This is a genomic window from Oryzifoliimicrobium ureilyticum, from assembly GCF_037199735.1.
GTDB lineage: Bacteria > Pseudomonadota > Alphaproteobacteria > Rhizobiales > Rhizobiaceae > Rhizobium > Rhizobium ureilyticus.
Genome location: NZ_JBBBVQ010000011.1, coordinates 39214 through 63299 on the forward strand (window position 1 = coordinate 39214; position 24086 = coordinate 63299).

At 56.0% G+C, this 24086-nt stretch carries 20 protein-coding genes; 13 read left to right on the plus strand and 7 right to left on the minus strand.

The window, feature by feature from the left end:
- Window positions 1-19 precede the first annotated feature (19 nt).
- Together repB and repA are read right to left on the minus strand one after the other, a co-directional pair.
- The gene (gene repB, locus VQ830_RS15845) at window positions 20-1018 is read right to left on the minus strand and encodes a plasmid partitioning protein RepB (protein WP_337269108.1); all 999 of its coding nucleotides are present in this window, start codon (window positions 1016-1018) and stop codon (window positions 20-22) included.
- Window positions 1015-2193: a plasmid partitioning protein RepA gene (repA, locus tag VQ830_RS15850; protein WP_337269109.1), complete on the minus strand. Its 1179-nt coding sequence runs from the start codon at window positions 2191-2193 to the stop codon at window positions 1015-1017. Before repA ends, repB begins: the two co-directional genes overlap by 4 nt.
- 2705 nt (window positions 2194-4898) lie before the next feature.
- Here repA and VQ830_RS15855 point away from each other — a divergent pair.
- The 6 genes from VQ830_RS15855 to VQ830_RS15880 all read left to right on the plus strand — a co-directional run bounded on the left by VQ830_RS15855 (window position 4899) and on the right by VQ830_RS15880 (window position 10523).
- A complete protein-coding gene (locus VQ830_RS15855; protein WP_337269110.1) occupies window positions 4899-5879 on the plus strand; it encodes a sugar phosphate isomerase/epimerase family protein in 981 nt (326 codons plus the stop codon).
- A gap of 23 nt (window positions 5880-5902) precedes the next feature.
- Window positions 5903-6772 (plus strand): MurR/RpiR family transcriptional regulator, encoded by an 870-nt coding sequence (locus VQ830_RS15860; protein WP_337269111.1) that lies wholly within the window; start codon window positions 5903-5905, stop codon window positions 6770-6772.
- A complete protein-coding gene (locus tag VQ830_RS15865; protein WP_337269112.1) occupies window positions 6772-7659 on the plus strand; it encodes a ribokinase in 888 nt (295 codons plus the stop codon). The genes VQ830_RS15860 and VQ830_RS15865 overlap by 1 nt, the downstream gene beginning before the upstream one ends.
- 288 nt (window positions 7660-7947) lie before the next feature.
- Window positions 7948-9306, plus strand: a complete 1359-nt coding sequence (locus VQ830_RS15870; RefSeq protein ID WP_337269113.1) for an NAD(P)H-dependent oxidoreductase — start codon at window positions 7948-7950, stop codon at window positions 9304-9306.
- 5 nt (window positions 9307-9311) lie between these two features.
- Window positions 9312-9623, plus strand: a complete 312-nt coding sequence (locus VQ830_RS15875) for a putative quinol monooxygenase (protein WP_337269114.1) — start codon at window positions 9312-9314, stop codon at window positions 9621-9623.
- Between the two features lie 15 nt (window positions 9624-9638).
- Window positions 9639-10523, plus strand: coding sequence for an NAD(P)-dependent oxidoreductase (locus VQ830_RS15880; RefSeq protein ID WP_337269115.1), 885 nt, complete (start codon window positions 9639-9641; stop codon window positions 10521-10523).
- Window positions 10524-10646: 123 nt separating this feature from the next.
- On the opposite strand, the gene VQ830_RS15885 is transcribed toward VQ830_RS15880, so the two are convergent.
- Genes VQ830_RS15885 through VQ830_RS15900 form a run of 4 tightly spaced genes read right to left on the minus strand, consistent with a single transcriptional unit; the run spans window position 10647 to window position 15182 of the window.
- Complete coding sequence (locus tag VQ830_RS15885; protein WP_337269116.1) at window positions 10647-11552, minus strand: amidohydrolase family protein; 906 nt, start codon at window positions 11550-11552, stop codon at window positions 10647-10649.
- The gene (locus tag VQ830_RS15890) at window positions 11549-12544 is read right to left on the minus strand and encodes an ABC transporter permease (protein ID WP_337269117.1); all 996 of its coding nucleotides are present in this window, start codon (window positions 12542-12544) and stop codon (window positions 11549-11551) included. The genes VQ830_RS15885 and VQ830_RS15890 overlap by 4 nt, the downstream gene beginning before the upstream one ends.
- On the minus strand, window positions 12531-14090 hold the full coding sequence (locus VQ830_RS15895; protein ID WP_337269118.1) for a sugar ABC transporter ATP-binding protein: 1560 nt from the start codon (window positions 14088-14090) through the stop codon (window positions 12531-12533). The genes VQ830_RS15890 and VQ830_RS15895 overlap by 14 nt, the downstream gene beginning before the upstream one ends.
- A 60-nt stretch (window positions 14091-14150) precedes the next feature.
- Window positions 14151-15182 (minus strand): sugar ABC transporter substrate-binding protein, encoded by a 1032-nt coding sequence (locus VQ830_RS15900; protein WP_337269119.1) that lies wholly within the window; start codon window positions 15180-15182, stop codon window positions 14151-14153.
- A 242-nt stretch (window positions 15183-15424) separates the two neighbouring features.
- Between VQ830_RS15900 and VQ830_RS15905 the strand changes: the two genes are divergently transcribed.
- The gene (locus tag VQ830_RS15905) at window positions 15425-16357 is read left to right on the plus strand and encodes a LysR substrate-binding domain-containing protein (RefSeq protein ID WP_337269120.1); all 933 of its coding nucleotides are present in this window, start codon (window positions 15425-15427) and stop codon (window positions 16355-16357) included.
- On the opposite strand, the gene VQ830_RS15910 is transcribed toward VQ830_RS15905, so the two are convergent.
- Window positions 16347-17411 (minus strand): ABC transporter ATP-binding protein, encoded by a 1065-nt coding sequence (locus VQ830_RS15910; protein WP_337269121.1) that lies wholly within the window; start codon window positions 17409-17411, stop codon window positions 16347-16349. The two genes, VQ830_RS15905 and VQ830_RS15910, sit on opposite strands and share 11 nt — an antisense overlap.
- A gap of 352 nt (window positions 17412-17763) precedes the next feature.
- Between VQ830_RS15910 and VQ830_RS15915 the strand changes: the two genes are divergently transcribed.
- The 6 genes from VQ830_RS15915 (at window position 17764) to rbsK (ending at window position 23984) form a co-directional block, all read left to right on the plus strand.
- Window positions 17764-19434 carry a type 2 periplasmic-binding domain-containing protein gene (locus VQ830_RS15915; protein WP_337269122.1) on the plus strand — a complete coding sequence of 557 codons (1671 nt, stop codon included), beginning with the start codon at window positions 17764-17766 and terminating at the stop codon, window positions 19432-19434.
- A gap of 71 nt (window positions 19435-19505) precedes the next feature.
- Window positions 19506-20624 (plus strand): carbohydrate ABC transporter permease, encoded by a 1119-nt coding sequence (locus VQ830_RS15920; protein ID WP_337269123.1) that lies wholly within the window; start codon window positions 19506-19508, stop codon window positions 20622-20624.
- Window positions 20624-21535, plus strand: coding sequence for a carbohydrate ABC transporter permease (locus VQ830_RS15925; RefSeq protein WP_337269124.1), 912 nt, complete (start codon window positions 20624-20626; stop codon window positions 21533-21535). The genes VQ830_RS15920 and VQ830_RS15925 overlap by 1 nt, the downstream gene beginning before the upstream one ends.
- A gap of 14 nt (window positions 21536-21549) precedes the next feature.
- Entirely contained in the window at window positions 21550-22554 is a 1005-nt protein-coding gene (locus VQ830_RS15930) for a LacI family DNA-binding transcriptional regulator (RefSeq protein ID WP_337269125.1), read from the plus strand.
- A gap of 42 nt (window positions 22555-22596) precedes the next feature.
- The gene (locus VQ830_RS15935) at window positions 22597-23058 is read left to right on the plus strand and encodes an RbsD/FucU family protein (protein ID WP_337269126.1); all 462 of its coding nucleotides are present in this window, start codon (window positions 22597-22599) and stop codon (window positions 23056-23058) included.
- Window positions 23055-23984, plus strand: a complete 930-nt coding sequence (gene rbsK / locus VQ830_RS15940; RefSeq protein ID WP_337269127.1) for a ribokinase — start codon at window positions 23055-23057, stop codon at window positions 23982-23984. Before VQ830_RS15935 ends, rbsK begins: the two co-directional genes overlap by 4 nt.
- Window positions 23985-24086: the final 102 nt, after the last annotated feature.

Consider the following 24086-nt stretch of genomic DNA (forward strand, 5'->3'; position numbering starts at 1 on the left):
GCCTTTTCTTTTGCGCTTTCTATCCTTTTCTGTTCTGAGTTTCAGACTGCAGGAATTCGCGGTGAAGCGCTTCCATACGGTGATTAAGAAACTCCACGAAGTCACGCGGAACGGACTTTGAGAAGTTCATCTTGGCGCCGGATTTCGAGTAATTCACCGTTGCCAGTAGGAAACCATTGGCGCGGATCTCGCGGCTGGTATCGGGCAATGAGACTTTCTCGACAGCTTTCAAAGCAGCCAAGGCAGCAGCAAAACGCTCTTCGGAGCTTGCTTGGCCAGAAAGCTTCTCAAGCGCCTTTTCAACGCAAATATGCGCATCCTGTTTGTTAGACCAAGCCTGAGCAAAATCGATCCAGCGGCGCCTTCCGATCTCGGTTGCTGGACCGATTGAAAGCAAGATGTCGCGTGGAAGGCTTGAGGCGATACTAAGCATCTCCGATATATGCGACTTGCCGGTCGACAGAGACGCTGAGATCACATCGCGCTTATAACCAGCCTGTTCCTGGGAAAGCGCGAAGGCACATTTCTCAATGAAAGACAGGTCATTCCGGTTGGTGTTTTCTTCGCCTTGGAAAATGATCGCTTGTTCGTCGCTAAGCTCGCGTACAACAGCCCGGAAGGGCAAGCCCAGTTTCTTGACAGCAGCAAGTCTGCGGCGGCCGAACACGATCTGATATGGTTTTTCGGAATTCTGCGTGTGGCGGACAAGCCCAGGCACTATCTGTCCGCGCTCTCGAATAGATTCTGCCATGTCTTCGATTGCGGCGCTGTCGTAAGCTCCGTCGAAGCGGTCAGGAATCGGTGAGGGTGCAACTTGGTCCGGATCAATGTCCAGAACACGCTCCCCTTCCTTCAAGATCTTTTCGAGAAACTCACCCTTCTCCTGAATCTGGCGCACGCCAGCTGCGACCTTCAAGAGATGTGGAGAGTTGATCTTCTGAGCCGTTGGTGCTGCCGGCTCCTGGTTTATTTGACCGAGAACATTGGCAAACATGCCACGTGAATCTTTTCTGCTCATTCTCTCCCCCAGGCCGCCCAGAGCAGCTTTTCAATTTCAGCATTTGCCGCGTTGATGGATTCAATTGCGCGGTCATATGTCTTCGGCGCGGAAAAGCGTGATCTCTGAACTTCATAGAGACTTTGTTTCCACGTCAGCGCGTCCGCAACGGCTGTGGATTTTGCAACCATGTTAAGGAGAAGATCCTCACCAAACACCTGTCGCATGAGCGCAGTCATATTGGCTTGCGGATGATCGTTCGCTTCGAATTTGGTCACGAGAAATTTGGCGAAGTCCCACTGTGCGGATGTTCCCATCTCGCTGAGGATCTGCATGTAGGACGCAGCCAGCTCAAGGAATTTCCCGGTGGAGTCAACGTCGAGCATATGTGCCGGCACTGGAATAATCACGCCAGTCGCTGCTGTAAGTGAGGCGAGGGTAAGGAAGTTCAGCGACGGAGCTGAGTCCATCAAAATGATGTCATAGTCATCGCTGACTTGTTCGAGTGCCTGGGCTACGCGAAGCAGGAAGCTGGTTCCGCCGTTCTTGCGCATCTCTAGCGCGACCGCCGTTTCGAATTCAGTCAAATCCAGCCCAGCGCAAATGACGTCGAATCCAGCGATATGCGTTTTATGGATCAGGCTCTGCGTGGGCACAGGCTCGTCAAATCGGATCGCTGCATACAACGTGTCGTCCTGACGAGGGTCAAAATCAGGTAGTGATCCGTGTAGGCTGGTTAACGAGGCCTGGGGGTCAAGATCAACTGCCAAAACGCGATAACCTTTGAGCGCAAGGTAGTGGCCGAGATGGATCGTGGTGGAGGTCTTGCTCGAGCCTCCCTTGAAATTCGTAACCGCGATAATCTGACATTGTTCATCACCCACACGACGCGGGTTCATCCACTTTTTCCGGCCCTTCTCCGAGAGAAGCATCCGCAGTTCTAAAATTTGGTCCAGGGTGTATAGGCGCCGGCCGTTCGGTGCCATTTCGGGAGCAGGGCCCTTATCCTTCAATCCGATCTGCCGGATATAAGCTTCTGTCACGTCGAGAAGGGAGGCCACTTCTGATGAAGTGAACTTACGCATTTCCCGCCGGGCGCTTGGCGGATATTGCGCCAGGGTAAGATTCTGCAACGCGGTTTCCAACTTTGTGGAAAAGCTCTGCATAAAGTCCAAACTGCTCAGGTGCCGGTTCACGATATCATCCTCAGGTCACATAATACGGCTATCGAGATCTTCGAACCGCCGGACGCTACCAGCAAAGTTTCGGTAAAAAACGATAATTCGCACTATTTCCGTAGTTTTAAACCTATCCCGATTCGCATTTGCCTGCAATTAGGCCAAGTTCCCCGCGGGGAACGTATATTTTGAGATCAGTTCGCGGGTATTGGTGCTCACCCTTGGGTTAATTTTTTTGACGCGCTGATCGGCCTTTGAAGCCAAAAACGACAGGAGAATATTCCTTTCCGCTTATCCAGCCCACCCAGTCCCCAGAGTTGATTAAGGGACCAAACTTGTTTGCTCGCCGGCAGAGTTTCATAAGCACGGAGGTGGCCGAATTGGCAATAACAGCCGAACGCAGCTTGCAGGTTGGAATTACTGGTAGAGAGCGGGGCCTGTATGCCATCGGCGGGGTTGCGATTTGCCTCCGCATCAGCGGTTCGGTACTGCGTTTTGACGCGAAGATATTTTCAAGCGAAAGAGGCGCCGTGCGTCCTGTAGCTTCTTCAATAAGAGTTTGGCCCTCGGTGTGACTCCGGCTTTCCGCCATTTGCGTATCACCGCCACGGGAGAGTGAACTTCTCGATTGCATGCGGCTGTGGAGATGAAGCAAAGGTTCAGGCCGAGCGAGATACCACGAAAACTCCTAGGCTGGCCTGAACGTTAGCTTGAATTCATCGGCATGCGAAGCCAAGGCGCATGTGTCGTCCCATTTGCTGCGGCAGAAACTCAATTCATAGGATCTTTTGAAACGCTCGCCGGTTTTCCGAGCATGTTACTTTGATGGCAGCTTCCAGACGGGAACATAGACACTAGGGGCTTAAGTGCGACGTTTCGAAGTTGCGCGGCTTGCAACAACTTCATTTTCGGAAGATGCCCGATGTCCATTCTTTATCAAGTGGCTTGCGCCGCTCGGTGTCCGCATGAAACTTGAGGATCACGTCATAGAGCGGCAAAAGCGACATACTCTTCTTAATGCTCTTTGCGACCACAAGTATGAGGGACAGGCTGTCAATATTGTCTCGTTTAAGAAGCGGGACCAGGGTCAGTCAGAAGTTATGCGGTCGTCAAGTTGATGCAGAAAAGTCGTAGGCCTTGCAGCTGCATATGGGCGAGAGAGGGAGCCGCACGGTCGCAGTCGCAAAGCAATGGCGTTAGCAAGCTCGCGGGATTCGGAATTTTACCTGTGGTCGTGGAGCAAGATAGGTAGTTCGTCGACCGTCTTTGTTTGCGGTGAATGGGGAGAGTTTGATCACCTGATTTTATCTTGTGCTTACTTGAGATCCCCGCTTCGCAGCGATCTGTTGACACGGTTCTGGGAGAAGAATTTGCCGCTTAATCTCGAGTTTGATTTCGGCGACAGGGTGTTTTCGACAGAATGCGGCTTAATAGCGCCATGGCCGGGTGGACGTCGTTTGGGAAACAGCTGCCCACTAAAGTGGAAGTAGGAAAGTTCATCCAGGTCCACGGAAGCGAATGTGGTGAAGGAAGGATACCTACGGCGGCGTCAGTGGCCACAATTGATGCGAGGCGCAACTTCAGGCTCATTGGAGACGTGGTCTCAACGGCTGCGAAACTTTAATCCAGCGTGTTCCCCGCGGGGAACGTAGCTAGAGGGGAAACACTTAAGTTGCTCATCTTGGGTAGATATTCGGGTACGGCTGCGATTATTGGCTGGATATTTCCTCCTCTCATGCTACTATCAAGCCAGCGATCACTTTATCGAAGCCCTGGTGAAAATCGAGTCAGCATCAGCTGTTTGATCCAGATGTGTGTCGTCTGGATGACGGAACAAATAGGTTAATTTGATTCCGTAATTTATTTAAATTGATGAAAATACAACGGTTTAAGCCGAGCCTTTTTTGCGCCGGTTACGTGCAGAGTCGATCCCTCCGTCGCAACCAGCGAACTGGTGACGGTTTATGTGTGAGTGGCTTGCATTGGTGGCGGCTTCTCACGTCATCCTGTTTCCGTTGGCACATTTTCAATATGCCAAACGGAGGGGGAGGTGAGAGGCATTGGCAGGTATAGGACGTAACTTTGCAGTTTACTTGTCCCGGTCCGGTCGATGAGGTTAGATGTAGTCGCTCCCTTGACTAGGAGCAGCTGCTTTAAGCCTGGAAAGGATTAGGTGGTTCTAACGCCCTTCATTTTGACAGCGGTTATGCCGCGTCATCCCTCACTTCGCCTGAGCGTTAGCTCAATATCCATCGGCTGATGGAAGCACTTCGACGCCGCGTCCGTCCATCGTTGCCTTGTGTCGTGTCGATGTCGCTGGACTTACTCACGTAAGTCCGAGCCAGTCTAGAATATCGCCTTTGGCTCACTGCAATCCCTGATGTTTGCCGCAATGTCGATAGAGGCGAGAGGCGCTCCTCTTTCTGGAGCGGCGGTTGCTCCGTGTTAGACCAGGAGACTTGCTTTCCGTATGCTGCATTATCTGTGCACGTCGGCAGTATCTTCCGCTCGGGCGTAAGGCGTTTGCGAGGTCGTTTCTAACGTGTCTTCTCTCGCTAATTCGTTACAGCTATCGGCCTCAGTCCAGGCATTTGTGTTTGAGCGCGCGTTTTCCGATGACTGCGGGAGTGCCCTTCGAACTTTCGGGCACGAAGAAAAAATTATAACTTTACAGATTGTGATAAGTCAGTGAAGTTGAGAGAGATGTTAGTTAGGATCTCGCCATGGCCGGACACCGTTTCGCAACGCGCTTAAACTCCTTCGCCTCCGCCGCACATCTCGCCTGGCCGGACCACAAAGGTAAACCGACCATGATGATGATGGCGAACCGCGCCGCGACCGTGGAGGGACTTACCGATCTGGACCTGAACTATCCTGACCACGTGACTGACGACCCTGCGATGATTGCAAGGCAGCTTGGCGATGTCGGACTGAGCGTCAACGGGTTCGCGATGCGTTATTACACAAACCCTGCCTTCAAGCTTGGAGCTTTCACAAATCCCGATCCAGCTGTTCGCCGCGACGCCATTGATCTGACGAGGAAAGGGATCGATGCAGCCCGCGCGGCCGGTGCGAACCTGATGACCCTTTGGCTAGGTCAGGATGGCTTCGATTACGCTTTTCAAGTTGACTATAAGCAGATGTGGGAGCACGAAATTGAAGGCATTCGTGAAGTTTGCGCCCATGATCCAGATTGCCTGATTTCGATTGAATATAAGCCCAACGAGCCGCGCTCTTACAGCCTGCTGGCCGACTGCGCGACGACGTTGCTGGCCATTCGCGACGTCGGAGCCACCAATCTTGGAGTCACGCTGGATTTTGCACATGTGCTTTATGCCGATGAGCAGCCGGCCCTCGCGGCCGCGCTGATCGCGCGCCATTCGCGCTTGCTCGGCGTTCACCTCAACGACGGCTATGCCAAGCGTGACGACGGACTGATGGTGGGTGCGGTCCATGCCCAGCAGACAATCGAGCTCCTCGCTCAGATCCGGCGCGATGGCTATCAGGGCGCAATCTATTTCGATACGTTTCCGGACTTCACTGGGCTCGATCCAGTACGGGAATGCGAGGTTAACATAGCGACCGTGACGCGTATGCTGAAAGTGGTTGATCGCCTCGAGGCCGACAACCGCCTAGCGGATGCGATAGCCCGACAGGATGCGGTGGCCTCGCAAGGCATTCTTCAAGAACTTATGTTGGGGTGATGACGAGCCGTGAGGCAGCTGCCATGAGCTTCGATAGTGACCCAAGAGCGGTTGGTCCGCGCATCCGCATGATGATGCCGCAACTCACGCCGCTTGAGACCAAGGTTGTTGAAACGGTGTTTGCGCTCACAAGTTTTTCGGAGGGTACTGCGCTAAAGGATGTCGCCGAGCTAGCCGGTGTCTCCGAAGCGATGGTCGTTAAAATCACCAAGAAGCTCGGCTTTGCCGGATATCGCGACTTCAGAAAGGCCGTTGCGCGCTACAATCGCCTGCCGACCGCTGAAATGCATCGGGAGCTTTCGCCCGAGGACACCTCGCGTGACATTGTCGAGAAAGTCTTCCGTACCTCCATGCAGGCGCTGGAGGAAACGCTCGCCATTCTCGATTATGACGCCTTCGATCGTGCTGCCGATCTTTTGGTCAGGGCGAGACAGCGCGATTTCTATGGACTTGGCGGCTCGGCGCAGATTGCGCGGGATGCTGCACACAAGTTCCTGCGGATTGGCGTCAGGGCAAGCGTCTGCGACGACACGCATATGATGATGATGTCTGCCGCACTCCTCGCTCCGACGGATGTTGTTGTTGCCTTCTCGCATTCGGGTAATAGTACGTCCGTTATCGAGGCGGCGCAGCTCGCGCGGCGCAATGGCGCGCGGGTGATCGCGATCACCAATTACGGTGGCTCAGCCCTCGCGACGGCTTCTGATGTCGTTTTATGTTCAACCGCCCAAGGCTCACCACTAATGGGCGAGAATGCGGCCGCGCGTATTGCCCAGCTTAATATTCTGGATGCCCTTTTCGTGGTGGTCGCGCAGCGCGATTATGCTTCTGCCGAACGCAACCTTGACCTCACCATGTCTGCAGTCACTTCCAAGCGCAAAGACAAAGTTTGATGACCTTAGAACCGCTCGTCACCGTCTTCGGCAGTCTTCACTACGACATCGCCGTCAATGCTCCAGCGCGACCGCGCAAGGGCGAAACCGTCACAGGCACCTCATGGTATCCAAAGTGTGGGGGCAAGGGAGGCAATCAGGCCGTGTCTGCCGTACGGGCAGGGGCGCGCACCGAGATGATCGGGGCGGTGGCCGACGACGATTTCGGTCACACCTTGATCGCCAACCTGGCGGCCAAGGGCGTTGGTCACATCCATGTGCGCCGTGATGCTAATCGTTCTACCGGAATGAGCGTCGCTATCTTCGATGCAGAGGGTGACTATGGCGCGATCATTGTATCCGGCAGCAACTTGACCTTGAGCGATGCAGATGTCGAGGCGGCAACGGCGCTTCTTCAAAAGACGGCAATCCTCGTGCTACAGAACGAAATACCGGATGCCGCAAATGTTGCGGCGGCTCGGGTCGTGCAAGCTGCTGGTGGCAAGGTGCTATTGAATGCCGCACCAGCACGTGAGCTCTCTTTTGAGCTAAGAGGGCTGATCGACGTTTTAGTGGTCAATGCTATTGAGGCGGAAATGCTGGCGGGCACCAAAGCGGTAGAAACACTCGATGACGCACGCGCCGCCGCAAAACGTCTTGCCCAATTCTTTCCACATGTCGTGGTCACTGCGGGAGGCTCCGGCGTTGCCTACGGCAATTCCGAAGGGCAAACGCTCGTTATCGATCCGATTCGCGTCGATGTCGCAAGCACACATGGCGCAGGTGATGAATTCATCGGTGTTCTTGCCGCATCTCTTGCGCGGTTTATGGATTTCCGTGCTGCCTTGGATCTCGCCAACAGAGCTGCCGCAAAATTGGTCGGCACGCCTGAGGACGAGCGGACTTAGATCGTAAGTCTCGCAGTAGACAGATCATTTTCAAACGCAGGATAGATTAGATTTTCTAACAAAATCCCCGAATATTCTAAATTGAGCTAATGTCTCTCGGCTCCTAAACTTCCCTCATAGGCCGCTCGGGAGGCGGCCGGAGGAGCATGGCGGTTGCCATGTGCCTGGAGGAGGCCTGTCCGGCAGATTGACTTTTGCTTGGCGCGCAGGAACGGCGTGCCGGCGCGATTTCCGCTGCGAAGCTTTTTCCCGGCACTCATTGAACTTTCCCTTGCCGAGGATGCACATATGAACCTTTATTCTCTTCTTTCACAGCGCGCCGGCGACGGACGTCCTGTTCGTGTCGGGCTGATCGGTGCCGGCAAGTTCGGCTCCATGGTGCTAGCCCAGGCACAACGCATTGCGGGCTTCCACATGGTTGCGGTGGCCGATCTTAACGTCGGCAAGGCGCGCGAGTCACTTGACCGCGTCGGCTGGCCGAAGGAGCGCTATGACGCTTCCAGCTGCGGCGACGCCGTCAAGAACGGCACGACGTTTGTTACTGCCAGCGCACAGGATCTTTTCGATTGCGACGAAATCGAATGCATCATTGAAGCAACCGGCCATCCAATCGCTGGCACGCGCCATGCGCTTGGTGCCATCGATAGTCGCAAGCATGTGGTGATGGTCAATGTCGAGGCCGATGTCATGGTGGGCCCGATCCTGGCGGAAAAGGCCCGTAAAGCAGGCGTTATCTATTCAATGGCCTATGGCGACCAGCCTGCATTGATTTGCGAACTCGTCGATTGGGCCCGGGCAACGGGTTTTGAGGTGACCGCAGCCGGAAAGGGCATGAATTTCGAGCCGCGTTACCGATACTCTACTCCGGATACCGTTTGGGGCTTTTTCGGCTGGACCGAAGAAGAAGTCGCCAAGGGCGACTTCAATGCTAAAATGTACAACTCCTTCACTGATGGCACGAAGGCGGCAATCGAAATGGCAGCTGTGGCCAACGGTACAGGGCTTGATTGCCCGGATAACGGACTAGCCTTTCCGCCAGCCGGTTTGCACGATCTCGCCCGCGTGTTTCGTCCGTCTGCCGACGGCGGACGCATGGACCGCACCGGTCTTGTCGATATCGCTGCCAGCCAGGAGCCCGATGGCCGTGAGGTGTTCAATAATATCCGCTATGGCGTTTTCGTGACGTTCAAGGCGCATAACGAGTATGCCCGCGCCTGCTTCAAGCAATATGGTCTCCTGACTGATCCGTCAGGCTGGTATGCGTCCATGTGGCGCCCGTTCCATATCATCGGCTTGGAAACATCTGTCAGCGTGCTTTCCGCTGTACTTCGAAAAGAAGCGACTGGATGCTCGAAGGAATTTCGCGGCGATGCCGTCGCTACTGCCAAGAAGGACATGCAACCCGGCGAAATGCTCGACGGTGAAGGCGGTTATGCGGTGTGGGCAAATGCGATTCCGGCGTCGCGCAGCCTCAATCTCAAGGCGCTTCCCATCGGGCTTGCTCATAACGTGAAGCTGAAGCGCGCAATCAAAAAGGACCAGATCGTCTCCTTCGACGATGTCGAGATTGTCAATGATCTCGATGTGCTGAACCTGCGTCAGGAAATGGAGCGCAGTTTCCTCCCGGCAAAGGTTGCAGCAGAGTGATAGTCGTGGATTCGAGCAAACTCGCTTTCGTGGTGATCGCCGAATTTCAGGTCAAGCCTGGAAGGATGCCTGAATTTCTAGCGGCAGCGCGTGACGACGCCTCCCATTCGGTGGTGGAGGAAACTGGGTGCCGGCAATTTGACATTATTTGCCCACAAGGGGAGCCAGACATCGTGGTCTTCTATGAGGTTTATAAAGATCGGGCGGCATTTGACGTCCATCTTCAGACCGAGCATGTCGATCGTTTTCGCAAGGCGTTTCCCGCGTTGATCGTTGAGGAAAGACCGGTTCGCTTCAGCGATCGCCACTATCCCTGACGCGGAGGGGTAGCAATGACGAAAGCGCCTCGCCGCATTGCAGTTCTTGGTACCGGCATCATGGGAGGGCCGATGGCGACCCGGCTTGCCGATGCCGGATTTTCCGTCACCGTCTGGAACCGAACGATCGAAAAAGCATCCGTGCTGCAGGCAGCAGGAATTACGGTTGCTGCAAGTGCCGGTGAAGCCGTTGCCGAGGCCGACATTGTCATCTGCATGCTAAGCTCAGGCCCGGTTTGCGAAAACGTCCTGATGACGCCAGGCGGTGTTATCGATCAAATGCAGCCAGGCGCAACGCTTATCGTGATGAGTTCAATTCCCGTTGAAACAGCAATCGCGATCGTAAAGGCTGCGTTGGAAAAGCGTATTAACACGGTCGATGCCCCAGTCTCCGGCGGCGAAAAGGGAGCGAAAGAGGGGACCCTCGCCATCATGGCGGGTGGTGAGGCCATTGTTGTGGATGCTTTGGCAGACGTTTTTCTCCCGCTCGGCCTCGTTACTCATGTCGGCCCCTCCGGCAGCGGAGCTTTGACCAAGCTCGCCAATCAGCTCATCGTTGCTACGACGATCTGTGCGGTGGCGGAAGCTCTGACGCTGGCTGAAAGCGGTGGCGCGGATCCAGTCAAGGTGCGTGAGGCGCTGCTTGGCGGCTTTGCCGACTCCACCGTCCTACGCCAGCACGGACTGCGTATGGTGCAAGGTGACTTCATGCCTGGTGGCCCGGCTAAATATCAGGTCAAGGACACCTCAACTGCCATGCAATTTGCAAAGGGCAGGGGCCTGACACTCCCTGTCAGTCTTGAGGTCGACAAGCTGTTCCGTGCCATGGTCGATCACGGCGATGGCGATCTTGACCATAGCGGGATCATCCTCGAATTGCGTCGAAAAAACATGCTGTGACGAGACAGAAGACAAGGTTGACCGTCTTCAACAGGTGGCGAACTGTGCTTGCGTTATGGTTTGACATGCCTTTCCCGCTTGAGCAGCCCCGCGTCACCCGGTGAGACCGCAAATGTGTCCACGTCAAAAGCGATAAATTCGCTCGGCATTGCTGTGGCGGATCCTGTCACGGTCATCATTTGCCAGAAAGAGTAAGGATGCGTCGAAGGTCTCAAAGATCTTGCGCGCTGTTGAAAATAGCAGATCGACCGGCAGGTTGGATCCAAACATAGTACGCTCCGGGCCGAATATTCTTGTAACAGCCTGGAGAAGTGGGATCGTATCGGTCTTCGACCAATGCGGATGACCGAGACCATAGCCAGACAATTTGACGCTCACATTATCTGCCAGCGCCAGCCGCTCAATCGCACTCGTCCAGTGGCGAAGTGCCGAGGCGGAACGATCGATGGGCATGCCGAAATGGTTCAAGACGATCTGCGTTCCAGGAAAATCCTGAGCCAGTTCGAGTGCCATTTCCATCTGCGGCCAATAGATTTGCAGGTCGAAGGAAAGGTTGCGTTCGGCAAGCGCCGCAAACCCGCGGCGCCATTCGGGCTGCTCCATAAGATCGGGTCGGGACGCTACCTGGAGCGCCGGGTTCTCATGCCAGTTCAGAATCTGGCGAATGCCGCGGAAATGTTCAAAGGCAATATGCGCATCGAGCGTGTGGTCAATATTGGAATTCGCCAGGTCGGCATAGCCAATAATTGCCATGTCTAGGTCGTAGGATTGGATCAGGCCGGAAAGCCAGCGTGTTTCGCCGATAGGATCCTCCGCACGCCAGCCGTTCTGGATATGAACGGATTTGCGCACGCGCCAGCCAGAGACGAGCTGTCGATACTCATCCGGAAGAAAGTTTCGGCGAATTGGCGATAGATCGCCTTCGAGCGCTGGCGGACGAGAGGGATCGAGCCACGGATAGTCATAGGCCTCGATATTCTGAAAATGATGATGGGCATCGATGAACCAGACTTCAGGATCATCCGTCATCGCCTGGGCCGCGTCAGCTGGTCGGCAAGCACGGCAAGGATTACTACGAAGCCTGAGGCGACATACTGCCAGAAGGAGGGCACGTTCATGAGTGTGAGGCCGTTTTGAAGTGCGCCCAGCGTCACGGCGCCGATCAGCGATCCGAAGGGGTTGCCGACTCCACCGAAGAGGCTTGCACCGCCGATAACTGCAGACCCAATAGCCTGCAATTCGAAGCCTTGACCGCCAATGGGTTCGGCGGCCCCGATACGAGCAATCAGGATAAAACCTGCGATGCTGGAGAGAAGGCCCGACAGCGTATAAACGATGACCTTGACCGTTTCGACATTGATGCCGGACAGCCGTGCCGCCTCCTCGTTGCCGCCGCTGGCGATGATGCGTTCGCCAAGCCCGGTGAACGCGACCATGACATAGGCAATGGCGGCGATAGCGATGGCGAACACGACAGGTGTCGGCACGCCGAAAAGCTGGCCGGCGAAGAGATCGCGGAACGGGTCCGGCAGACCGTAGATTGGCTGGCCGTTTGTGTAGATGAGCGCGGCACCTCGAAAAATACTGAGTGTGCCAAGCGTGACGATAAAGTCAGGCAGCTTGAGCTTAGCAATCAGGACGCCGTTGACAAAGCCGCAAACAAGACCAACGGCAAGTCCGGCGAGTATGCCCACGGCGACCCCTTGATTGGCCATGTCGGCTGCTACCATGCTGGAGAGCCCAACAATCGAACCTACTGAAAGATCGATACCCTTCGTCATTATGACGAGCGTCATACCGACCGCAATCACCGCATTGATCGAGGATTGCAACAGGATATCGATGAGGTTGGCTGGCTGGTAGAAGCTACTGGTCAGCACCGAGAAGACGATGAAGAGTGCAATGCAGCCGGATAAAACGCTGGCCTTGCGGGCAAACTCGCCGTGCTTCATCAACCTGAAAGTTTCCCGCCTCTTTTCATTTGCCGCTACGGGCGCCTCCAGGGATTCACTTTTGGACATGGTACTTCTCCCCTGCCATCTTTTCCAGCAGATGCTCTTCGGTCATATCCTCGCCATTGGTTTCGACGGAGATGACGCGGCCTTTGCTCATGGTTGCGATGCGGTCGCTCAGCAACAGCACTTCCGGTAGTTCGGATGAAACGACAATGATGGCTGCACCTTTGGAAGCAAGATCTCGCAGCAATGCGTAGATTTCCGCCTTGGCGCCGACATCAATGCCACGTGTCGGCTCGTCGAATAAAAGCACCTTGGCTTCTGTCTGAAGCCAACGAGCAATGACGACCTTCTGCTGGTTGCCGCCCGAAAGGTTGCCAAGCGGTACGCTGATATCGCCGGGCTTGATCCCCATTTCCTTGACATAGGCCCGGATCGCCGCCTTGCGCGAGATCGACGTTGTAAAACCGAGACGCGAAAAGCGTGGCTGATTGGCAAGTCCGAAATTGCCTTCGACGCTCATCATTGGAATGATGGCCTGTCCGCGCCTGTCTTCGGGGATATACGCAATTCCGCAGCCGATGGCATCTTTAGAGCTCGCGATGCTGGCTTTCGCCCCGCCGACATGAATTTCGCCTGACGTCAGCGGATCGATGCCAAAGATAGCGCGGAGTGTGGCAGAGCGGCCCGACCCGACGAGACCGGCAAGACCGAGAATTTCGCCGGCGCGCACGGAAAGGGAGATGTCCGTGATACGCCGCGTGGAGATACTCTTGAGTTCGAGCATCACCGATCCCGGCGCGCTTGCTGCATAACGGCCCTGGCGCATGACCGCTCCGAGCTGGCGGCCGGTGATCATTTCGTTGATTGCCTGATCGTCATGTCGGGCGACCTGATCGCACAGAATGACTCTGCCGTCGCGCAGAATAGTAATCGTGTCGCAGATGGCGCGGATCTCATCCATGCGATGCGAAATGTAGATGATGGCCTTTCCGGCGGCTTTCAAACCGCGGATGACAGCAAAAAGATTATCGCGCTCGTTGGGCGTCAGGCTCGAAGTCGGTTCGTCGAACGCGATGATTTCTCCACCCTTGGCAAGCGTACGACCTATTTCAACAAGCTGGCGGTCGGCCATGCCAAGCTTATCGACGGGCGCGGTCACGTCGATATGCGGTGCGAGGTCCGACATAATGCGTGCAGTACGCTGGCGCAGTTCGCTGCGTGGCACTAGACCCAAAGCGCCGGTTGCCCCTAGAAACATGTTCTGAGCAACGTCGAGCTGTGGGACGAGGTTGAGCTCCTGGCTTACAAGGCCGATGCCAAGCGAAAGGGCATGGCGGGGAGCGGAGATGCGCACGATGCCGTGACGTGCGTGATCGATCGTGCCGGAATCTGGCTGGACAAGCCCAAAGACCACTTTCATCAGCGTCGATTTGCCTGCACCGTTCTCGCCGAGGAGACCATGGACGGAGCCACCCGCGAGCGTTAGGTTGACGCCCTTGAGAACGTGGTTGAAGCCATAGCGCTTCTCAATATCGGTTAGTTTCAAAAGCGGTATGTCGCTTCCGGCAGAACGTGTGTGGTCTGCTGCCACTTGGGGCTGCATCGTCATCTCATCCTCCGGTAATTGAGCTTCGGGCGCGACTTTCGCCGCGCTCGAAGGCGTTGATGCTTACTTGGAGGCAACCGGATCCGGGAATTTTGCAACGTTTTCGCTGGTGATAACGGCCTGCGGCGAGACAACCCAGACAGGGACTTCCTGGCAGCCGATCAGGCGCAGCGCGACTTGGACGCCGAGCTGGCCTTCCTCGAAGGGGAATTCGGCAACTGTCGCCGCCATTTCCTTTGCGCCGACGGATTTCTTAGCCTCACGGATGCCGTCCGTGCCGACGACCGCGACCTTGTCGAGCGAACTGCTCTTGCGCACCGCTTCGACAACGCCGAGCGCCATGCCGTCATTGTTGGCATAGACACCGACGAGGTCTGGGTTCTGGCGCAAGATGTTGCTGGTGGCGTTCAGCGCAACGAGGCGATCCCAGTTGCCTGGCTGAGAAGCGACGAGCTGGAGCTTCGGATACTTCTTCAAGCCTTCTTGGAAGCCCTTGATGCGGGCGCGGGCATTCGGCGAACCTGCCGCGCCTTCGATCTGCGCAACTTTGCCGCCATCCTTGAAGCGTTCGCCAAGATAATCGGCTGCTTTTCCGCCGATGGCGACTTGGTCTGTGCCAATATAGCTGCTCGCGCCGTCGGTGCGGGCATCGTCAATGATGATGGTGGGAATATTGGCAGCGCGCGCTGCCTTGATGACCGGGGCAAGGTTAGAGTCGGATTGGGGCGACAGCAGCAATGCATCCGGTTTCTGTGAGAGCATGGTCTGCGCAAGGTTGAGCTGCTCGATCATTGAGGACTCATCCTTGGCCGCTTGGACGTCGACCTTAATGTTATACTTGCCAGCCTCGTCCTTCACGCCGGCGGCAACGTCCTGCCAAAATTCGTTGATCAACGTCTTCGTCACATAAGCGAAACGCAGCTCCTTGGCTGGCTTAGGCACTGCACCGAAAGTCTTTTCAAGGTCGGTGGAATCGATTTTTTCACTCTTGGCCTTTGGATAGGCCGAGCACTTTTCGGCGGACAACGCAGCATTCGCGGCGAGCAGCGAAACGGCCGATGCCGCAAGCAGCATCGCGGTGTTCTTGAATTTCATGATGTTTTCCTCCCGTAAGAAGCGGCGGTAGAAATTACCTCGCTTCAATATCTCCCGTTCAACACCGCGCCTCCTCCCAGAGCCGTCGGCCTTGAACCCCTTCAAGCGATGTTGTGCCTGGAAGGTTGAGCAAGGGTAAGAAAGCCATTGCTTAGATGCAATTTAGAACTACTGTGGTTTCGTTTAGTTGTTCTAAACGGACTGGTCCTGTGGGAAAGGATCTTTAATCGGGGGAAGATGCCTTGCAGTTGCCGATCCGAAGCATTCTGGTCTTTCACGCGGCGGCTCGTTCGGGCAGCATTTCAAAAGCTGCCGACGAACTGAGCGTGACGCCCTCGGCGGTGACGCAGCAGATCCAGTCCCTGGAGCTCCAGCTTGGCGTCACGCTCATGAACAAGATGGGTCGCGGCATCGTTTTAACGGAAGCCGGCGAGCGTTACTTTGAGATGATCGCCGACGAGATCGAGCACATCACGGATGCCACGAACACACTGCGCGGCCATCGCACGGTAACGACGTTGAACATTCGCGCCACACCAACGCTTTCCAACAAATGGCTTCTGCCGCGACTGAAGTCGTTCCTCAACACGCACCCCGAAATCGAGCTGCGGGTCGACGGAACCAACGAGCCGACCGACTTCAACCGGGAACTTGTCGATGTGGAGATCCGCCACGGAGATGGGCGCTGGCCGGGTTTGTTCGTCGAGGGGTTGGCGGAAGAGACGTTCATTCCTGTCTGTTCTCCCCAACTGGCCAGCATTGGGAGCTTGCAGCCAGACGAGGTGACGCATCATAGGCTGATCCACTCCGTCAAATCGCAGGCGCAGTGGCCACGCTGGCTGAAAGAAGCAGGCGTTTCGCATGATTTCCGCTGGCAGCGGGTTCTCTTCGACCGAAGCCATATGGCAATCGATGCCGCTTGCGACGGGATCGGCATCGCGCTGGAGAGTGAGCTGATGATGTGGAAGGAGCTGTCCGAGGGCCGTCTTGTGTGCCCGGTCAAGACACCACATCAGATCGCTTTGACCACACAGTGGATCGTTTGTCCGCGTGATCATCTTCGGCACAGGAAGGTGAAAATCTTCCTCGACTGGATCCGTTCGCAACGCGATGCCTGGTTGGAGGAGAGCGGACACAAACCTTGGCTTTCCGCAGCTGCAGAACCTACTGCCTGAGCGAGCGCCCGGACTGAGCGTCGAAGAGATGCAACTTGCCGGTGCGCGGTGCAATCGTCACTGCATCTCCTGGTCTGAAGTCGTGTCGCTCGGAGAAAACTGCCACCAATTCGCCTTCGCCGTAGCGCAGGAAGACCATCGTCTCGTGGCCGGTCGGTTCCGTGACGTTGACAGATGCCTTCAGACCTTCTGCGGAAAGCTGCAGATGTTCCGGTCTGACACCGAGAAGAACAGCCTGACCGTCACTCGCCGTCGGCAAAAAGCCAAGAGCAATTTCGTCACCTGTCTCGGAAACGAAAACCTGCCCATCCGCTTTGTAATGCCCTTTCATCAGATTCATGGAGGGTGAACCGATGAAGGTGGCAACAAATGTGTTGTTCGGCCAATCGTAAAGGTCGAGCGGCGTCCCGATCTGTTCGACACGTCCGCCCTGCATGACCACGATCTTGTCTGCCATGGTCATGGCTTCTACCTGATCATGCGTGACGTAGATCGTAGTGGTGCGCAGCCGCTGATGGAGTTCCTTGATCTCCTTGCGCATCTGAACGCGCAGCTTGGCATCCAGATTGGAAAGCGGCTCGTCGAAGAGGAAGACTTGCGGCGAGCGGACGATGGCCCGACCCATGGCCACGCGCTGGCGCTGGCCACCCGACAATTGTCGTGGGTATCGATCAAGGTAAGGAACGAGGTCAAGCGTCTCGGCCGCGACCTTGAGGCGCTGCTTAATGACATCGGCAGGTTGCTTCTGCAGGCGCAGTGCAAAAACCATGTTTTCTGCAACGGTCTTGTGCGGATATAGCGCGTAGCTCTGGAAAACCATGGCAATGTCGCGGTCCTTGGGCGGCAGGTTGTTGACCACGCGCCCGCCGATGGAGATCGCTCCAGCTGTGATACCTTCCAGGCCCGCAACCATCCGCAACAGGGTCGATTTTCCGCATCCGGAAGGGCCGACCAGGACGACGAATTCCCCGTCGTTGATGTCGATATCAACGCCATGAAGGACATTTAGTGCGCCATAGGACTTCTGCGCTCCGGTGATCTTGACCTCAGCCATCTCGCTCCCATCTGCCGTTGGCGCCAACGCTTGCATCGACAATCAGCGCCTTAGCATTTCTCCCTCTCATTCACAGAATTTTGCACGCATTATCGGCCGAAGATCGTTCGGTCGGCGTCTCGTCATGCCGTGAAAATGCTCCTCCATGAAACGTTTCATAATCTGTTGACATTTGCCCGCCGGTGTCCAATTCTCGCAGCCGAGATCGGGAGGAGCGGTTTCAAGCAACAGATGAAACGTTTCATTTTGTTGCTTAACAGATAGTTTCGTTGGAGGCCAGTGCAAAAATCGAAGACTGATTTTGCTCGGCATCCGACACTTAAGTTTTTTTCAAAACGTGGGAGGAGACCACATGAAAGTCGAAATTTACGACAGCTTGATGCGCCGTCAGGCGAGCCGCCGCGACATTCTGCGCGGCACAGCGAGTGCGGCTGCCCTAATGGGCGTCTCGACGGCCTTCGGCGGCGTGCCGACCTCGGCTTTTGCTGCCGATGACGTGCGCAGTCAAATCCTGAAAATCCCAGGGGTCGGTAAGGGCGCGCCGACGGATTCGGACTGGCAAAAGGTCGGTGAACTCTGCCTTGGTCCGACCAAATCCAACGTCAAGCAGGGTGAATTCGCGGGAGTCGAGCTGACCTTTATGGGGCTCAACAACCAGAATCTTCACAATTTCCTGTTCCGCGGCTTTCTGAAACCTTGGGAAGCCTACACAGGTGCCAAGATCAACTGGATCGACTTGGCGCAGGCCGATTACAATGCTCGTCTTCAGCAGTCGATTGCTACAGGCACGGTCGATTTCGACATTCTGGAAATGGGGGCACCCTTTGAAGGCGACACAGCCGGCAAGGGGCTTTTGTCGGAAATGCCTGACTGGGTGAAGAAGCAGATCGAGATCGACGATTATGTGGACTATCTTAAGCCGCCGGTTGGCACTTGGGACGGTAAAACCTATCGCGTGACGATTGATGGCGACTGCCACAACTTCAACTACCGCGCTGACTATTTCAAAGACGAAACGCTGGCAAAGGCCTGGAAAGACGAAGGCCATAAGGGTGAGTGGGCTCCGCCGAAAACCTGGGCGCAGGTCCAGGAAATCTCCAAGTTCCTCAAGGGCAAGAAGGATCCGCTGTCTGGCTCTTCCGCTTACGGATATCTTGATCCTTACAAGGGCTGGGGTGGCTTTGGCTTCTACTTCCTGGAAGACCGCGCCACCGCTTATGTGAAGATGCCCGGCGATCCTGCCTGGCTGTTCGACCCTGAAAACATGAAGCCGTTGGTCAACAGCCCTGGCTGGGTTCGCGCTATCCAGGAAGCCATGGACCTCATGAGCTTTGAGCCGACCGACCAGATCAACGCCGATCCGGGCACGACGGGGTTCCAGCAGTTTCTCGCGGGCACGGGTTCCATGGTGACCTGGTGGGGCGACATCGGCCAGCAGGCCAATACTTCGGACACATCGGTAGTCGGTGATGTAGTCGCGTTCGATATCCTCCCGGGCTCTGAAGATGTCTACGATCGCAAAGCTGGTAAGTGGGTGAAGGCCAAGGATGGCGTCAATTACGCACCAAACTGCGCCTATCTTGGCTGGGGCATCTATGTCATGGCCCGCGTCGACAGCGACAAGATGAAGCAGCGTGCCGCCTGGAGCGCGGCTGCCCATCTCGGCGGCAAGGACATCGCCATCTGGACTGCGATGTATCCATCTGGCTTCCAGGTTCACCGCACCAGTCAATCGAAGATCGAGGAATGGGTCTCAGCCGGATACAAGGAAGAATACATCTCGAACTACCTGAAGTCTCAGTTCGGCTCCTATAACCACCCGAACCGGACTGTCGAGCCGCGTATTCCCGGTATCTTCCAGTACTATTCGGTTGCGGAAGACGAATTGGCAAAGGGTTATGCTGGAAAATACAAGTCCGCTCAAGAAACCGCAGATGCCATCGCTGCAGCCTGGGAGAAAATTACCGATCAGATCGGCCGAGATAAGCAGTTGAAGCTTTATCGCGCGAGCCTGGGCTTGTGATCGTCTGAAATGACTGTGCTGGCGGGGCGTTTCGCTCCGCCGGTTGTCTCAATGGTCTGGCGGGGACTTTTATGTCGACACTTCAAGGCGACCTGTTGCACACGGTCGAGACCGTTTCCATTTCTGCTAGCCGGCGGTTCTGGGGCCATACCGCTTTGTGGCTCAGCGCTGCTTGGTTCGTTGCCTCGTTTTTACTTCAGGCCTCGCATGACATGGGTTGGACGGAACTAGGTTTTAGCACATGGAGGCCGGTGCTTTACGCCTACTTCATCTGGGCTGCAGTTCTTTGCGTAACACGCGTCGTCATCTACGGTGAAGCGGGTAAGAAGGCACTTTTCGTTCTGCCGGCAGCGCTTTTTGTCGTCTCAATGGTGGTTTTTCCGCTCCTGTTTGCGCTCTGGGTCGGCTTTTCCAACTGGAACCTCGCCTCCCCAACCGGCCGACAGTTCAACGGGCTCGACAATGTACGGCAGATGCTGGCCGATCCGTTCTATTTGAACGCACTTCTCAACATGGTCTATTACACGCTGGCGATCGCGGTCGAATATGCCATCGCATTCGGTCTTGCCTTGCTCCTCAACCAGGAGATTGTCGCCCGCAAATTCTGGCGTGTGGTCTTTCTGATGCCCCTTATGCTTTCGCCCGTTGCTGTCGGCTGGATGGTCGGCAAGTCGATGCTCGAAACGCGCTTTGGACCGATTGCGCGCGTTGCCCGTTGGCTCGGCTGGGAAAATCCATCCTTTTTTGGTAATCCGCTGACCGCCAAGATTACTATCATGCTGATGGATGCCTGGACCTTCATTCCCTTCATGATGATCATGCTGCTCGCCGGCCTTCAATCGTTGTCGCGCGAAGTGCTGGAGGCGGCTGAGGTCGATGGCGCGACGAAGTGGCAACGCTTTTGGAAAGTGATCTTCCCGCTCATGCTGCCTGTCTCTGTGACGGCGGTCATGATCCGTATCATCTTCAAACTCAAGCTCGCAGACATCATCATTACCGTGACGGCAGGCGGGCCGGGCGGGGCAACCGATTCTGTGACCAGCTTCATTTATCGTGAATATCGCGATCGCTCGAATGTCGGTTACGGCACGCTTCTGGCGCTCGTTTACCTCGTAATCATCGTTGTCGGCATGACAGGGCTGATGAATATCACCGATCGGATCGTCAAGCGCATGACGGGGAGGCTCTGATGGCTATCATCGACTTGGATAAATTCGCCCGTCGCCAGCGCGCTCGTTGGTGGGCCATGCGCTTTGTCGTCTACGGTCTGCTGATAACCTGGGCGGTGGTGAGCTTCTTTCCGCTTTTCTGGACCATCTCAACGTCCTTCAAAACCGCGCCTGACGTGATGAAAGGGAACATGATCCCCTGGCTCGAATTTACGCCGAGCTGGCTCGGCTGGCGCTCGCTCGGTCTGTCACCCGACGCGCTCGTGCAGACCTCGACCGTGCGGGACGAATTCATGCATCGTCTGTTCAACAGCGCCATCATTTCGGTGACCGCATCAGCGCTTGCCGTCTTCCTCGGATCGCTGGCAGCCTATGGACTGAGCCGCTTTTCCTACAAATTCGGACACATGCGCAATTCGGATATATCCTTCTTCTTCCTTTCCCAGCTGATCATGCCGCCGGTCGTACTCGCGCTGCCTTTTCTTGTGCTCTACAAGCAGCTTGCATTGCTCGACACGTATAGTGGGCTGATTGCGGTTTACACGTTGATGGTTCTGCCGATCGTCGTTTGGATCATGCGCGATCAGTTCGCCACCGTTCCGGTGGAGTTGGAGGAGGCGGCCCTCGTCGATGGCTTGTCGATCTGGGGGGCCTTCAGCCGCATCATCGTACCGCTGGTGCTTCCCGGCATGGTCGCGGCTTTCATTCTGGCACTCATTTTATGCTGGAACGAATATTTCTTCGCCGCCCTCCTGACATCGACGAATACCAATACCCTGCCGGTCATGATTGCCAGCCAAACAGGCAGCCAGGGTATCAACTGGTGGTCGATGGCAGCATTGTCCACGGCCGGTATTCTGCCTCTTGTCTTCGTCGGCATACTGCTTGAAAAACATATCATCGCAGGCATGACCGCCGGCGCCGTGAAATAGTGCGGCGCCCCCTTATGGATCGAATACCCACAGTCAAGGATGTCGCCATGCGGGCCGGCGTTTCCGTCGGTACGGTATCGCGCGTCTTGGCAGGAGAGCTTGCCGTCAAGCCAGCCTTGCGTAACCAGGTCAACGAAGCGATCAGCGCGCTCGGTTACCGACCCAACGTCATGGCTCGCGCCTTGCGGACCTCGAAAACGGATGTCATCGGACTGATCGTGCCTGATATCACCAATCCGTTTTTCTCGCAGATGGCAGCCAGCGCCGAGCGTGCCGCCGCCAAGCATCGCCATTCGCTGATGCTGGCAAGCTCGCACAACGACCGCGAGGTAGAGCAGAACCACATCTCCGCATTTCTTGACCGCTCGGTGCGCGGCATCATCTTGGTCGCGGCGAACCTGAGTTGCCCATCGCAGGTAAAATTGAATGTTCCCATCGTTTCTCTTGATCGCCGTTATGCCGATTTTCCGCTGATCTCCATCAATCATGCAGAGGCGGCTGGGCTCGTCGCCGACCATCTTTATGAGCTGGGTCATAGAAAGATCGCCTATATTGCTGGCCCAACCGATACCGAAGCGGGCCGGAAGCGGCGCGAAGGCTTTGTCAGCCGCATCTCCGAATTGGATGAGAACATCGAGCTCGAAATTTTTTCCGGCAGGTTTGATTATGAATCCGGCGAAATGATCGGCCGCAGGCTTTTGCTACAGCCACCGGACAAGCGACCAACGGCCATCGCTGCTGCCAGTGATCAGCAAGCCATCGGCGCTTTGCGCGCCGCCCGCGACATCGGGTTAGAGGTGCCGAGCGAACTGTCCATTGCCGGCTTCGACGACATTCAACTTGCCAATCTCGTGGTGCCGCGCCTGACGACGGTGCGCCAGCCCACGGATCAACTCGCCAGCAGAGCGGTCGAATTGTTGCTTGAGAATGTCGATGGGACTGGAGAAGAGGCAATGAGTGCGACGCTCGTTGTGCGCGGCTCAACCGGTCCACCCATGCTGGGAAGAAGCGCAAGGTAAAACAAGCAAGGCTGCAAAGCCGTCAACACGAGGAAACAGACAATGCTCAAAGGTATCAGACCTGAACTCAACGGAGATATTCTGCAGGCCCTCTCCAATATGGGCCACGGGGATTATCTCGTCGTGTCCGATACGAACTTCCCGTCGGACTCCGTCGCTCGGCACTCGCTGATCGGCCGTCTTTTGACCATGGAAAACGTCTCCGCGCCAAAAGCGATCGAGGCAATCCTGTCGGTCTTTCCGCTCGACACGCCGATCCAGCCCTCCGTGGGCCGCATGGAGGTCATCGGCAAGCCGGATGAAATTCCAGAGGTACAGCAGGAAGTGCAGGCAATTGTCGATCATGCTGAAGGAAAGCCTGCGCCGATGTATCCAATCGAGCGGATGGCTTTTTATGACATCGCCCGCAAGGCCTACTGCGTCATCTCGACCGGTGAGATGCGGTTTTATGGCTGCTTCATCCTGACAAAAGGCGTCATTCCAGCCGAGGACGTTGCGCGATGAGCGAAAGAAAGACGATCGTCATCCTTGGTATTTTCGCGGCCGACACAGCTTATAAAGCAAAGCGAATGCCGCAAATTGCCGAGACCCTCATTGGCTCGGGGTTTTCCCTCGGGCCAGGCGGTAAGGGATCCAATCAGGCAATTGCTGCGGCCAAGTCTGGCGGGAAGGTGACCTTCATCTCGCGTGTCGGGAATGACCCCTTCGGCGATATGGCGCTCGCGGCCTACGCGGATGCTGGTGTCAAGGCGAACGTGATGCGGATGGAGGGCGTCTCGACGGGCGCTGCCTTCATCTTCGTCAACGAAGACAATGGCGACAATGCCATCATCGTGGCACCGGGCGCTGCGGGAATGATCGACACTGCAGACGTCGATGCCAACCGTGCCGAAATCGAAGCGGCAGCCATTTTCATGACCCAGTTGGAGCAGCCGATAGAGGCAGCCATTCATGGCCTTGAGATCGCAAAGAAGGCTGGTGTAACGACGATCTTCAATCCGGCACCGGCACAGGTCATTCCAGAACACATCTATAGTTTGTGCGATTACATCGTGCCGAACGAAATCGAGGCCGCTGGCCTTGTGGGGCATCCCGTCGATACCGACGAACAGGCGGTCAAAGCCGCCGATACCCTGCTGCAGCGTGGCGCAAAGACCGCCATCATCACGCTTGGCGGGCGTGGCTCGCTCTACCATACGGCTGGCCAGAGCGAATTCGTGCCTGCGGTTGCTGCCGGTCAAGTTATCGACACGACCGGCGCTGGTGATGCTTTTCTTGGCGGGTTTGCAACGGCCCTTTCCGAAGGTCGCGCGCCGATCGATGCCGTACGCTTTGCGGCCGCCACCGCCGGCATTGCCGTCACGCGAGCGGGCACGGCGCCGGCCATGCCATCTCGCAGTGAAATCGACGCACTTCTTGCCTCCGCCTGAACCTGCGCTATCCAAGGACGTGATCCTTGTACATATCGATGGGCGAGCGATCAGCTCCATCAGACTGATCGTTCCCGATAGGTCGGGATTTTAGCGCGCGTT

What these genes read in the sequence shown, in the direction of transcription:
- repB (WP_337269108.1), bottom strand. Translation starts at nt 1,018, where the DNA reads ATGAGCAGAAAAGATTCACGTGGCATGTTTGCCAATGTTCTCGGTCAA.
- VQ830_RS15855 (WP_337269110.1), top strand. Translation starts at nt 4,899, where the DNA reads ATGGCCGGACACCGTTTCGCAACGCGCTTAAACTCCTTCGCCTCCGCC.
- VQ830_RS15860 (WP_337269111.1), top strand. Translation starts at nt 5,903, where the DNA reads ATGAGCTTCGATAGTGACCCAAGAGCGGTTGGTCCGCGCATCCGCATG.
- VQ830_RS15865 (WP_337269112.1), top strand. Translation starts at nt 6,772, where the DNA reads ATGACCTTAGAACCGCTCGTCACCGTCTTCGGCAGTCTTCACTACGAC.
- VQ830_RS15870 (WP_337269113.1), top strand. Translation starts at nt 7,948, where the DNA reads ATGAACCTTTATTCTCTTCTTTCACAGCGCGCCGGCGACGGACGTCCT.
- VQ830_RS15880 (WP_337269115.1), top strand. Translation starts at nt 9,639, where the DNA reads ATGACGAAAGCGCCTCGCCGCATTGCAGTTCTTGGTACCGGCATCATG.
- VQ830_RS15885 (WP_337269116.1), bottom strand. Translation starts at nt 11,552, where the DNA reads ATGACGGATGATCCTGAAGTCTGGTTCATCGATGCCCATCATCATTTT.
- VQ830_RS15890 (WP_337269117.1), bottom strand. Translation starts at nt 12,544, where the DNA reads ATGTCCAAAAGTGAATCCCTGGAGGCGCCCGTAGCGGCAAATGAAAAG.
- VQ830_RS15895 (WP_337269118.1), bottom strand. Translation starts at nt 14,090, where the DNA reads ATGACGATGCAGCCCCAAGTGGCAGCAGACCACACACGTTCTGCCGGA.
- VQ830_RS15900 (WP_337269119.1), bottom strand. Translation starts at nt 15,182, where the DNA reads ATGAAATTCAAGAACACCGCGATGCTGCTTGCGGCATCGGCCGTTTCG.
- VQ830_RS15910 (WP_337269121.1), bottom strand. Translation starts at nt 17,411, where the DNA reads ATGGCTGAGGTCAAGATCACCGGAGCGCAGAAGTCCTATGGCGCACTA.
- VQ830_RS15915 (WP_337269122.1), top strand. Translation starts at nt 17,764, where the DNA reads ATGAAAGTCGAAATTTACGACAGCTTGATGCGCCGTCAGGCGAGCCGC.
- VQ830_RS15920 (WP_337269123.1), top strand. Translation starts at nt 19,506, where the DNA reads ATGTCGACACTTCAAGGCGACCTGTTGCACACGGTCGAGACCGTTTCC.
- VQ830_RS15925 (WP_337269124.1), top strand. Translation starts at nt 20,624, where the DNA reads ATGGCTATCATCGACTTGGATAAATTCGCCCGTCGCCAGCGCGCTCGT.
- VQ830_RS15930 (WP_337269125.1), top strand. Translation starts at nt 21,550, where the DNA reads ATGGATCGAATACCCACAGTCAAGGATGTCGCCATGCGGGCCGGCGTT.
- VQ830_RS15935 (WP_337269126.1), top strand. Translation starts at nt 22,597, where the DNA reads ATGCTCAAAGGTATCAGACCTGAACTCAACGGAGATATTCTGCAGGCC.
- rbsK (WP_337269127.1), top strand. Translation starts at nt 23,055, where the DNA reads ATGAGCGAAAGAAAGACGATCGTCATCCTTGGTATTTTCGCGGCCGAC.